The sequence below is a fragment of the Hydrogenophaga sp. L310 genome (assembly GCF_055703065.1).
In genome coordinates, this window is record NZ_JBVPZA010000009.1 from 87062 (window position 1) to 98160 (window position 11099).

An 11099-nucleotide genomic window follows, 5' to 3' on the forward strand; every position below is an offset into this window, starting at 1 on the left:
TGGCGATGCCCACATCCTATCCATCGACGGAAAACCGAGCCAGCCAGGCCAGCCCCCGCCCGGCTTCTATCATCCGGGCCATGCCGCACAAAAACACCCCAGGGAACCCCGCCACCGCCGACACTGGCACCGACAGCGCCGCCCAGGCCTTCATCCACCGGTGGAAGGGCGTCACCGCTTCCGAGCTGTCCACTTCGCAGAGCTTCGTCATCCAGCTCTGTGAGCTGCTGGGCGTCGAAGCGCCGCACCCCACGCCCGAACAGAGCTACATGTTCGAGCGCCCCATCACCTTCCAGCACGGCGACGGCTCCACCAGCGCCGGCCGGGTGGACTGCTACAAACGCGGCCATTTCGTCTGGGAGAGCAAGAAGCTCAAGCTTGGCAAGACGGCCGGCGTGCAGGCGCAGCAGACCCCCGACACCCCGCCCGTCACCACCAAAGCCTTCGACGACGCCCTGCTGCGCGCCCGCACCCAGGCCGAAAACTACGCCCGCGCGCTGCCCGCGCGCTGCCCGCCGCAGAAGGCCGCCCGCCCTTCGTGGTGGTGGTCGATGTCGGCCACGTGATCGAGCTCTACGCCGAGTTCACCCGCTCCGGCGCCACCTACACGCCCTTCCCCGATCCGCGCAGCCACCGCATCCGCCTGGAGCAGCTGGCGCAGCCGGCGGTGCGCGCGCGGCTCAAGGCGCTGTGGACCGACCCGCTCAGCCTCGACCCTTCGCGCATCAGCGCCAAGGTCACGCGCGCCGTGGCCGCCGAGCTGGCCGAGCTGGCCAGGAGCCTGGAGGCCGCCGGCCACGCGCCCCAGCCCGTGGCCGCCTTCCTCACCCGCTGCCTCTTCAGCATGTTTGCCGAAGACGTGGGCCTGCTGCCCGCCCACGCCGACGGCAGCGGCAGCTTCGTGCACCTGCTCAAGGCATACCGCGAACAGCCCGCCACCCTGGTGCAGATGCTCAAGGTGTTCTGGCAGGGCATGGACGTGGGCGGCTTCAACGCCGCCATCGCGCGCGACGTGCTGCGCTTCAACGGCAAGCTCTTCAAGGGCGCGGGGGTGGACGGCTACGTGCTCCCGCTCAGCACCGCGCAGATCGACGGCCTGCTGCGCGCCGCCCGGGCCAACTGGCAGGAGGTGGAGCCCGCCATCTTCGGCACCCTGCTGGAGCGCGCGCTCGACCCCACCGAGCGCCACGCCCTCGGCGCCCACTACACGCCGCGCGCCTACGTGGAGCGCCTGGTGTTGCCCACCGTGGTGGAGCCGCTGCGCGCCGACTGGGCCAACGCCCAGGCCGCCGCCGTGGTGCTGGCGCGCGAGGCCGACCAGCTCGACGGCAAGAAGCGCGAAGCCAAACTGGAAGAAGCCCGCGCCGAACTGCGCCGTTTCCACCACCAGCTCTGCACCACCCGCGTGCTCGACCCGGCCTGCGGCAGCGGCAACTTTCTGTACGTGACGCTGGAACACCTGAAGCGCCTCGAAGGCGAGGTGATGAACCAGCTCGAAGCGCTCGGTGAAACTCAGGACCGCCTCGGCCTCGAAGGCGAAACCGTCACCCTGCAGCAGCTGCGCGGCATCGAACTCAACCAGCGCGCCGCCGCCCTGGCCGAGCTCGTGTTGTGGATCGGCTGGCTGCAATGGCATGTGCGCACCCGCGGCCTCGCCAGCGTGGCCGAGCCCGTGGTGCACGACTACGGCAACATCGAAAACCGCGACGCCGTGCTCGCCTACGACCGGGCCGAGCCCGCGCTCGACGCCGAAGGTAAAACGATCACCCGCTGGGACGGCGTGAGCTTCAAGCCGCACCCGGTGACGGGCGAACCCGTGCCCGACGAAGCCGCGCAGGTGCCGCAGTGGGCTTACGTGAACCCGCGCCCCGCCGAATGGCCGGCGGCCGAATTCATCGTGGGGAACCCGCCGTTTATTGGCAAGCTCAAGCTGCGCGAGGCGCTGGGTGATGGCTATGTGGAAGCCCTGCGCAACACCTGGAAGGACGTGCCGGACAGCGCCGACTTCGTCATGTACTGGTGGGATCACGCCGCATCGCTCGTGCGTGCCGGAGCAACGCGGCGTTTCGGCTTCATCACCACCAACAGTCTGCGCCAGACCTTCAACCGCCGCGTGCTCGAGTCACACCTTGGCGCCAACAAGAACCCGCTCACACTCGCCTTCGCCGTGCCCGACCACCCGTGGGTGGACAGCGCGCAGGGTGCTGCGGTGCGCATCGCCATGAGTGTGGGCACCGCAGCCGAAGAAGAAGGGCGGTTGCTTTCCGTGAGTGAAGAGCGCGAAACAGAAAGTGAGGAGGTCGAGGTGCTGCTTGAAGAGCGACGCGGCCTGCTCCATGCCGACCTGCGTGTCGGTGCCAATGTGGCGGGCGCAAAAGTTCTTCAAGCCATGCGGGGCATCACCAGCATGGGCGCCATGTTGGCTGGATCGGGTTTCATCGTCGAACCCGACACCGCCGAGCGCCTGCGTGCGGGTCTGGACGCTGCGACGGCACAGCGTCTTGTCCGCGATTACCGAAACGGCCGCGATCTCACCAGCTCCCCCCGTGGTGTCTATGTGATCGACACCAACGGCTGGAGCGCTGACGAACTTCGCGACCGGGCGCCCGCTGTGTACCAGCACTTGGTGGACAACGTGAAGCCCGAAAGGGATGCCAACCGAGACCAAGGTTTTCGCGAACGGTGGTGGTTGCATGGGCGAGCCCGTGCAGACATGCGCGTTGCGCAAGCGGGTCTTCACCGCTACATCGCCACCGTCGAAACCGCCAAGCACCGCACGTTTCAATTTCTGGATGCGTCGGTGCTGCCTGATCACAAGCTCATCGCCATCGCCACGGACGATGCGGTAAATCTCGGCGTTCTCTCAAGTCAAGTGCATGTTGAATGGTCGCTGGCTGCCGGTGGCCGAATGGGCGTGGGTAACGATCCCGTTTACAACAAGTCGCGCTGCTTCGAAACCTTCCCCTTCCCCAGCGACGACACCGGCCTCACTCCCGAGCTGGCCGAGCGCATCCGCCAGATCGCCGAACAGCTGGACGCGCACCGCAAGGCGCGGCAGGCGGCGTTTGAGAGCGTCACGCTCACGGGGCTCTACAACGTGCTCGACAAACTGCGCCGCGGCGAAGCGCTCACGGCCAAAGACAAGGCGCTGCACGAGCAGGGCCTGGTGAGCGTGCTGCAGAGCCTGCACGACGAGCTGGACGCCGCCGTGCTGCAGGCCTACGGCTGGAGCGACCTGGGCGCCGTGCCGTGGAGCGACGAAGCGGCCCGCGCTGCGTGGACGGAAACCCTGCTGGAACGGCTGGTGGCGCTGAACGCGAAACGCGCCGCCGAAGAAGCGGCGGGCACCGTGCGCTGGCTGCGCCCCGAGTTCCAGGACCCGGCGCGGCGCGCGGCCGCCGTTGCGGCCCTGGCGCCGCAGCCCGGGCAAGCCGGCATCGCCGGTGTGGAGACCCAAGCCGAGGCCGAAGCCCGCGCCGACGAAGCCGAGACCGTGGAGGCGGATGCCGGCGCAGGCTCAGGCGGGGAAGCCGCACCCAGGACTGTTGCCACAGCCACCACCCAGCCCTGGCCGTCCACCCTGCCCGAGCAGGTGCGCGCCGTGGCACAGCTGCTGGGCGCCAGCCCCGCGCCGCTGCCGCTGCCGGCCATTGAAGCCAGCTTCAAAGGCAAAGGCCCCTGGAAGAAGGGCCTGCCCCGCATCCTCGACACCCTCGAAGCCCTGGGCCGCGCGCGGCAAGAGGGCGGCGGCTGGCGGGGGTGAGCCCGTCGCGAGGTGGTCACAGTGTGTGACCACACAGGCATCTGGTGCTTGGACAGTGAATTCGATTGGTGACAAAAGGCACACACTGTTTTAGACTCGTGGCCATGAAACCATTTCGCTGGGGACCGGAGAAAAACGAGCAGCTGCAGCACGAACGGGGCATCTCGTTTGAACAGATGGTGGTGGCGGTGGAGGCTGGTGGCCTGCTCGACATACTGGCCCACCCGAACCCGGCGAAATACCCGAACCAGCGGGTGCTGGTGGTGGCGTCTGAGGGGTACGCGTATCTGGTGCCGTTTGTGGAACAAGCCGATCACTATTTCCTCAAAACCGTCATTCCCAGCCGCAAGGCCACCCGCGACTATTTGAAACAGGATGATCCCCATGCCCAAGACTGATGCTTACGAAACCGAGCTGCTGGCCGCTTTCGATAAGGGCGCGCTGAAGTCGGTGGCCACCAAGGCCGAACTGGCGAAGTTCAAGGCGGCGGCACGCGCCACCGCCTTGAAAGACAAGCGGGTGAACATCCGCCTGTCGTCCGGCGACTTGCAGGACATTCAGGTGAAGGCGCTGGAGCAGGGCATGCCCTACCAGACGCTCATTGCCAGCGTGCTGCACAAGTACGTGACGGGGCGGCTGGCCGAGCGCTGAGCCGCGCTCTCCCATGACCCGCCTCACCCTCAACGCCGCCAGGTGTTCACCGAACTGGCCATTGTTCTGCGAACCAGCTGGCTGGCTCAGACCGCAATGAAGAGAATCAGCCAGAACACGCTCACGCCAAGCACCACCGCGGGCCGCCGCAGTGCGTGCCAGAGGGCGGACACGATGAGCAGGTTGTAGGGCAGCGGCAGCAGGTGCGCGAGCAACACCCAGTGAATGGGAACGTCTTGCGAGAGCAGCGCCAGGGCCACGCCGGTCATGAGCAGGTTCAGCCCGGTGCCGATGAGCAGCAGGTCGCGCCAGAACAGGGTGCGCCAGCCGATGCGGCCGTGCCAGCGCTGTGTGATGAAGGATTTCAAGGGTGTGCTGCGCGGCGGGTGCGCGCCGCAGCAGCAGAAAAGCTGGCTCACACCCTGCGCCTGACAACGTCCAGAACGCAACCGGTGCAAACCTCCGGGGCCCATGCGGTGTGAGACGGATTCGGTGTGGTGGTGCGGCGAATGGCCAGGGGCCTGTGACCGCATGGAGAAGCGCATTTCCGCGCCCGCCACTTGGGTATGTGAGCACAGGCTCACGCGGTGGGGCGCATCCGGGCACAATGTCGCCTTCGTTCATGACGGCATGGCCGGCGCACCCACTTGCGCTGGTGGTGCCGGTCCTTGCTGACAGCCCCGGCTCAGCGCGCTTGTCTGGCGCCGCTGCCACCGCTCCAAAGCGCCCTGCATGGGCCTGGCGGGCCGGGCGACACTGACACATCGGACCGGACCGCCGCCGTCTTCTGGCTTGTCTCTTCGGTTGCACCGGTATCCACTGCACGCTTGGGCGATTCGCCTGTGCGCCAGCATGGCGCCGGTTGCCTTGTCCGTGGCCTGCGACAGCCTTTTTCCTGGAGGAGGACTCTCATGCAACTCATCGTGTCGGCCGGTTTGATCCTGGCCATTGTTCTGTGGGGCGTGATCGCCCCGGCGTCGCTGGGCGGGGTGTTCGACACCGCGCTGGCGGCCATCACGCGCAACTTCGGCTGGTTCTACCTGTGGGTGGTGCTGGGCCTGGTCGTGCTGGCGCTGGTCCTCGCGTTCAGCCGCTACGGCGACCTCAAGCTCGGCGGCGAGGACGACGAGCCGGAGTTTTCCATCGGCGCCTGGTTCGCCATGCTGTTTGCCGCAGGCATGGGTATCGGCCTGGTGTTCTGGGGCGTTGCCGAGCCGATTTCCCACTACGGCGCGCCGCCACCGGGTATTGCGGTCAACACACCGGAGGCGGCCAACGCCGCCATGCGCTACAGCTTCTTCCACTGGGGGCTGCACCCCTGGGCGGTGTACAGCATCGTGGCGCTGGCGATTGCGTTTTTCCAGTTCCGGCGGGGCGGCTCGGCGCTGGTGAGCACGGCCGTGGAAGCGCTGCCCTGGGCGCTGATGAAACCGATCGGCCCGCTGGTGAATGTGCTGGCGGTGATTGCCACGGCGTTTGGCGTGGCGGCTTCGCTGGGCATGGGCGCGTTGCAGATCAACAGTGGCCTGGCCGCGGTGATGGGGCTGCCGGTGAGCGGTGCATCGCAGGTGGGCATCATCGTGGTGACGACGGTCCTCTTCCTGACTTCGGCGGTGACCGGTGTGACCCGGGGCATCAAGTGGTTGTCCACCTTCAACCTGATCGTCGCCGGCCTGCTGGCGCTGACGGTGTTTGTGGTGGGTCCGACGGTGGCGATCATCGACACCTTCACCAACACCCTGGGCAGCTACCTGAGCGAGTTCGTGCGCATGAGCCTGCGCATGACGCCCTTCCGCGACAGCGGCTGGGTGGGTGGCTGGACGGTTTTCTATTGGGCCTGGTGGGTGAGCTGGTCGCCTTTTGTGGGCCTGTTCATCGCGCGCGTCTCGCGTGGACGGACCATCCGTGAGTTCATCCTGGGCACGGTGCTGGCGCCCACGCTGGCGGCGTTCGTGTGGTTCTCGGTGTTCGGCGGCACGGCGCTGCACCTGCAGATCATGCAGGGCCTGCCGATCAGCGAGGCGGTGAACGCCGATGTGTCCACCGCGCTGTTTGCCATGTTCGACCAGCTGCCGCTGGGCGGGCTGATGACGGGCGTGGCCACCGTGCTGGTGCTGGTGTTCTTCGTGACCTCCGGGGACTCGGCCACGCTGGTGCTGGGCATGATGAGCACCGGCGGCGACGAAAACCCGGGGCCCCGGGTGAAGATCGTCTGGGGCCTGCTGGTTTCGGGCATCGCCATCAGCCTGCTGCTGGCCGGCGGCGTGAAGGCGGTGCAGACGGCAACCATCGTGTTCGCGCTGCCGTTCACGCTGGTGATCCTGCTCATGGCGCTGGCGCTCTGGCGCGGCGTGCGCGAAGACTGGAACGAGGAGCAGCGGCGCGACCGCGCGTTGCGCCGGCGCATCCGCGACATGGTGGAACGTCCGCCTGCCGCCTGAACGCGCCCTGATCCCATGACCATCGAACTGCTGCTCGCGCTGGGCAAGAGTTTCCTGTTCGTCTTTGCGGCGCTGCTGCCGATCCTGAACCCGGCGGCCACGGCACCGATTTTCCTCGGCTTGACCGAGGGCGCTTCGGACGGCACGCGGGCGCTGCTGGCGCGGCGCATTGCGCGCAACATGTTCGGGCTGATGCTGGGCTCGATGCTGATCGGTTCGTTCGTGCTGGAGTTTTTCGGCATCTCGCTGCCCATCGTGCGGGTGGGGGGTGGTCTGATCCTGGCGGCCACGGCCTGGCGACTGCTCACCGCCACGCACGCCACGGTGGACAGCCGCACCGAGCTGGCCGAGTCGTTCACGCCCGAAATGGCGCGGCGGCAGGCCTTTTATCCGCTCACGTTCCCGATCAGTTGCGGGCCGGGTTCCATTGCAGCGGCCATCACCGTGGGTGTGTCGCTGCACGACCAGCGGCTGCTGCTGTCGCTCGCGCGCATGGGCGGCGGCGTGCTGGCGCTGCTGGCGGTGGGGGTTTTGCTGTACCTGGCGTTTCGCTACGCGCAGCGCCTGCTGCGGCCCTTGGGCGAGGCGGGTACGGTGATCTTCCTGCGCCTGTCGGCGTTCATCCTGCTCTGCCTGGGCGTGCAGATCGTGTGGGACGGGGCGAGCGAGCTGGCGCTGGGCCTGTTGCGGGAGGCGGCGGCCGGCTGATGCGGGTTCGCCATCCCGGCGACGGCTGCGCAGCCGCACCGGGCGGTGAGCGGGTCAGGTCGCGCCACGCTGCGCCAGAAACGCCAGCACGGCCTGTGTCGCGGTGGACGGATCGGCAAAACCTTCGTGGGTGCCATGCAGCGCCAGCAGCGTGGCGCGTGCGCTGCCTTTGTGCTGGATGAGCTGCTGCGCATCGGTGAGCGGCACGGTGGTGTCTTCAGTGCCGTGCAGCAGCAACACCGGGCACAGGGCCTGGCCCAGCGTGGCCAGCGGGGCGATGCGATCAAAACGCGCACCGATCACCGACTCTACGTAGCGATTGACCAGCCAGCCCAGCGGCCAGTAGGGCACGCGGCGCAGCGCGAGCCAGCGGCGCATGACCCATTCGGGGTGCGCAAAGGCGCTCACGCTCACCGCCGCGGCCAGCCCCGGGCGGCGCGAGGCCACCAGCAGCACGGCGGCGGCGCCCACCGAGTGGCCGAGCGCGGCGATGCGCTGCGGGTCCACGCCGGGCTGGGTGGCGAGCCAGTCGAGCGCGGCCTCCAGGTCTTCGGCGAAGCGGGGCAGGGAGCTGTGGCCGGTGCGGCTGCTGCGACCGTGGTTGCGCGATTCGGGCAGCAGCACGGCGAAGCCTGCCGCGTGCAGCGCCTGCGCGGCGGGCAGCAGGGTGCTGGCGTTGCCGCCCCAGCCGTGCAGCAGCACCACGGCGGGCGCGGGGTGCGGGGCCGATGCGGGCGCGGGCAGGTACCAGGCAAACAGATGCTGGCCGGCGGCGCCGGGAATCTGCACCTCGTGCGCGCGCAGGCCCAGCTCGGCCGGGGTCGGGCCATCGGTGCTGGCTTCGGGCGCCAGGCTGCGGTGCAGCACGTGGCGGGCACCGAACAAGGCGGCACCGAGCAGGCCGAGACCGATCAGCAGGGGCACCATCAGAAGGATCCGAAGGCCGTGCCCAGCAGCACCACGACCACCAGCGAGAGCACGGGAATGGCCACCGCGACCACGAAGATGTCGGCATAGGCCTGGCGGTGGCTGAGGCCGCAGATGCCCAGCAGGGTGATGACGGCGCCGTTGTGCGGCAGGGCGTCGAGCCCCCCGGTGGCGATGGCGGTGACGCGGTGCAGCAGATCGGGCGCGATGCCGGCGGCCTGGCCCATGGCGAGCCAGGTCTCGCCCAGGGTCTGCAGCGCGATGCTCATGCCGCCCGAGGCGGAGCCGGTGATGCCGGCCAGGATGTTGACGGCGATGGACATGCTCACCAGCGGGTTGCCGGGCGCGATGCCGAGCACGGCGTCGCGGATCAGCGCGAACCCGGCGAGCGAGGCGATGACCGCGCCAAAACCCACCTGCGAGGCGGTGTTGAGCAGCGGCAGCACCGAGCTGGTGGCGCCGGTCTCCAGCGTCTGGCCCAGAGCGGGCAGGCGCGCGCGTTGCAGCAGCACCAGCAGCACGATGGCCGCTGCCAGCGCGGTGGTCACGGCCCAGATGCCGCGCAGGTTCTCGATGCGGGTGCTGCCGTAGCGCGGCTCGGCGAGGTAGGCGGTGTTGAGCGCGGGCAGCAGCCAGGTGGCGAGCAGGTAGTTGAGCGCGATCACCAGCACCACCGGGGCGATGGCGCGGGCGAAGGCGCTGCCGCTCAGGGCATCGGGCGGCGGGTGGCCTGCGGTGCTGGCGCGTGCGGTCGTGGCGTTGGCCGGGTCCTTCAAGGCCGAGGACTCGCCAAAGCCTTCGCCGCGCGCCTTGGCGCTGGCCGCGCGGCGCATGAGCCACAGCGTGCCCAGCACCAGCATCACCGCGCCGCCGATCAGGCCCAGGCCGGGCGCGGCGAAGGGCGTGGTGCCGAAGAAGGGCATGGGGATGGCGTTCTGGATCGCGGGCGTGCCGGGCAGCGCGGTCATGGTGAAGGTGAAGGCGCCGAGCGCGATGGTGCCGGGAATGAGGCGCTGCGGCACGTCGGCGCGGCGGAACAGCGCGGCCGCGATCGGGTACACGGCAAAGGCGACCACGAAGAGCGAGACGCCGCCGTAGGTGAGCACCGCGCAGGCGAGCACGATGGCCAGGATGGCGCGCTGCACGCCCAGTGTTTTCACGATGGCCTGCGCGATCACGGTGGCGGCGCCCGAGTCTTCCATCAGCTTGCCGAACACGGCGCCGAGCAGGAACAGCGGGAAGAAGGCGATCACGAAGCCGCCCAGCGCGGGCATGAAGACCTGCGTGTAGCTGGCGAGCAGCGGTGCATCGGGGCTGAACAGCGCCGCGAGCAGGGCCATGAGCGGTGCAAGGAGGAGCACGCTCACGCCGCGGTAGGCCAGCGCCATGAGCAGCACGAGCGCGAGCAGGATGCCGAGGATGCTGGTCATTCGAAAACCTCCGTCCTTCGGACGGCGATGCGAGAGCGCTTCGGGCGGTCGTGCGCGGGGCTCATGGGTTCAGCGCCTGAAAGATGTCGTGGCTGCTGCGCTGGCCGATGTCTGATCGGTGCGCCGTGAGCCACTGGTCGGCGGCGGCATGGCCCAGGTCGTGCAGGCGGTTCAGGAACGCCAGCGAGGTCTGGGTCTTGCTGCCCGCGCCCAGGGTGCTGAGCGAGGCGCCGCCATCGATCAGGTGCAGGCGCAGCGCCTCGGCGCGCTGGAACAGCGGGTTGCGGTATTGGTGGCCGGGTCGGCCTTCTTCTTCAATCAGGCGTTTGAGCAGCGCGATGGAGCGCAGTTCTTTCAGCAGGCTGGCGTTGAAGGTCACTTCGTCGATGCGGTCCAGGATGTCGCTGGTGCGGGTGGGCGGTTCGGGGCGTTCGCGCGGGTTGATCTGAACCAGCAGGAGGTCGTCGGCCGGGCTGTCGGTGATCAGGGGCATGAGCGAGGGGTTGCCGGCGTAGCCGCCGTCCCAGTAGGCCTCGCCGTCGATCTCCACCGCCTGGAACAGCCGCGGCAGGCAGGCCGAGGCGAGCACCATGTCGGGGGTGAGTTGAGCCTGGTCAAACACGCGCAGCGCGCCGGTGCGCACCTGTGTGGCGGCGATGTACAGGCGGGTTTTGTGGCAGGCGCAGACGCGTTCGAAGTCCACCGTCTCCACCAGGATGTCGCGCAGCGGGTTGAGGTTCAGCGGGTTGAGCTGGTAGGGCGAATACGGGCTGACCGCCAGCTGCGCCGCCTGTTGCCAGGGCGCCAGCAGCGCCTGCATCCAGGGCGTGTGGCTGCCCAGCAGGGCGTTGAAGGGGTTGTTTTCCAGGTGGTGGAAGGGCGAGGCTTCGGCCACGCGTTGCCAGAAGCGCCGCAACACGCGCTGCGCGCCCTCGCGCCCGCCTTCCATCAGGCCCGCGGCCAGGGCCACGGCATTCATGGCGCCGGCGCTGGTGCCGCTGATGGCGGCGATCTCCAGCGACGCGTCGTCCAGCAGGCGGTCCAGCACGCCCCAGGTGAAGGCGCCGTGGGAGCCGCCGCCTTGCAGGGCGAGGTCGATCAGCTGGTGGTCGCCGGAAGGGCGGGCGGGACGGCGGGTGGCGGGCTTGCGTCGGGTGGCCATGGAATGCTCTTGGATGT

10 protein-coding genes are annotated in these 11099 nt (G+C 68.7%); 6 read left to right on the forward strand and 4 right to left on the reverse strand.

Annotated elements, in window-relative coordinates; translation table 11 throughout:
- Positions 1-80: 80 nt before the first annotated feature.
- The 4 genes from AC0GNO_RS15780 to AC0GNO_RS15795 all read left to right on the forward strand — a co-directional run bounded on the left by AC0GNO_RS15780 (position 81) and on the right by AC0GNO_RS15795 (position 4414).
- Positions 81-566, forward strand: a complete 486-nt coding sequence (locus tag AC0GNO_RS15780; protein ID WP_472904625.1) for a type IIL restriction-modification enzyme MmeI — start codon at positions 81-83, stop codon at positions 564-566.
- Positions 539-3763: a class I SAM-dependent DNA methyltransferase gene (locus tag AC0GNO_RS15785; protein ID WP_472904626.1), complete on the forward strand. Its 3225-nt coding sequence runs from the start codon at positions 539-541 to the stop codon at positions 3761-3763. Before AC0GNO_RS15780 ends, AC0GNO_RS15785 begins: the two co-directional genes overlap by 28 nt.
- Positions 3764-3867: 104 nt before the next feature.
- Complete coding sequence (locus AC0GNO_RS15790; RefSeq protein ID WP_472904627.1) at positions 3868-4161, forward strand: BrnT family toxin; 294 nt, start codon at positions 3868-3870, stop codon at positions 4159-4161.
- Positions 4148-4414 carry a CopG family antitoxin gene (locus tag AC0GNO_RS15795; RefSeq protein WP_472904628.1) on the forward strand — a complete coding sequence of 89 codons (267 nt, stop codon included), beginning with the start codon at positions 4148-4150 and terminating at the stop codon, positions 4412-4414. Before AC0GNO_RS15790 ends, AC0GNO_RS15795 begins: the two co-directional genes overlap by 14 nt.
- Before the next feature lie 86 nt (positions 4415-4500).
- Here AC0GNO_RS15795 and AC0GNO_RS15800 read toward each other — a convergent pair whose 3' ends face one another.
- Positions 4501-4782: a hypothetical protein gene (locus tag AC0GNO_RS15800; protein WP_472904629.1), complete on the reverse strand. Its 282-nt coding sequence runs from the start codon at positions 4780-4782 to the stop codon at positions 4501-4503.
- 543 nt (positions 4783-5325) lie between these two features.
- On the opposite strand from AC0GNO_RS15800, the gene AC0GNO_RS15805 reads away from it, so the two are divergent.
- Together AC0GNO_RS15805 and AC0GNO_RS15810 are read left to right on the forward strand one after the other, a co-directional pair.
- On the forward strand, positions 5326-6855 hold the full coding sequence (locus AC0GNO_RS15805) for a BCCT family transporter (protein ID WP_472904630.1): 1530 nt from the start codon (positions 5326-5328) through the stop codon (positions 6853-6855).
- A gap of 15 nt (positions 6856-6870) precedes the next feature.
- Positions 6871-7563, forward strand: coding sequence for a MarC family protein (locus AC0GNO_RS15810; RefSeq protein WP_472886765.1), 693 nt, complete (start codon positions 6871-6873; stop codon positions 7561-7563).
- 54 nt (positions 7564-7617) lie between these two features.
- On the opposite strand, the gene AC0GNO_RS15815 is transcribed toward AC0GNO_RS15810, so the two are convergent.
- The 3 genes from AC0GNO_RS15815 to AC0GNO_RS15825 all read right to left on the reverse strand — a co-directional run bounded on the left by AC0GNO_RS15815 (position 7618) and on the right by AC0GNO_RS15825 (position 11082).
- Entirely contained in the window at positions 7618-8490 is an 873-nt protein-coding gene (locus tag AC0GNO_RS15815; RefSeq protein ID WP_472904631.1) for an alpha/beta hydrolase, read from the reverse strand.
- Positions 8490-9920 (reverse strand): GntP family permease, encoded by a 1431-nt coding sequence (locus AC0GNO_RS15820; protein WP_472904632.1) that lies wholly within the window; start codon positions 9918-9920, stop codon positions 8490-8492. Before AC0GNO_RS15820 ends, AC0GNO_RS15815 begins: the two co-directional genes overlap by 1 nt.
- Positions 9921-9981: 61 nt before the next feature.
- Positions 9982-11082 (reverse strand): patatin-like phospholipase family protein, encoded by a 1101-nt coding sequence (locus AC0GNO_RS15825; protein ID WP_472904633.1) that lies wholly within the window; start codon positions 11080-11082, stop codon positions 9982-9984.
- Between the last annotated feature and the right edge of the window lie 17 nt (positions 11083-11099).

What these genes read in the sequence shown, in the direction of transcription:
- AC0GNO_RS15780 (WP_472904625.1), top strand. Translation starts at nt 81, where the DNA reads ATGCCGCACAAAAACACCCCAGGGAACCCCGCCACCGCCGACACTGGC.
- AC0GNO_RS15790 (WP_472904627.1), top strand. Translation starts at nt 3,868, where the DNA reads ATGAAACCATTTCGCTGGGGACCGGAGAAAAACGAGCAGCTGCAGCAC.
- AC0GNO_RS15795 (WP_472904628.1), top strand. Translation starts at nt 4,148, where the DNA reads ATGCCCAAGACTGATGCTTACGAAACCGAGCTGCTGGCCGCTTTCGAT.
- AC0GNO_RS15805 (WP_472904630.1), top strand. Translation starts at nt 5,326, where the DNA reads ATGCAACTCATCGTGTCGGCCGGTTTGATCCTGGCCATTGTTCTGTGG.
- AC0GNO_RS15810 (WP_472886765.1), top strand. Translation starts at nt 6,871, where the DNA reads ATGACCATCGAACTGCTGCTCGCGCTGGGCAAGAGTTTCCTGTTCGTC.
- AC0GNO_RS15815 (WP_472904631.1), bottom strand. Translation starts at nt 8,490, where the DNA reads ATGGTGCCCCTGCTGATCGGTCTCGGCCTGCTCGGTGCCGCCTTGTTC.
- AC0GNO_RS15820 (WP_472904632.1), bottom strand. Translation starts at nt 9,920, where the DNA reads ATGACCAGCATCCTCGGCATCCTGCTCGCGCTCGTGCTGCTCATGGCG.
- AC0GNO_RS15825 (WP_472904633.1), bottom strand. Translation starts at nt 11,082, where the DNA reads ATGGCCACCCGACGCAAGCCCGCCACCCGCCGTCCCGCCCGCCCTTCC.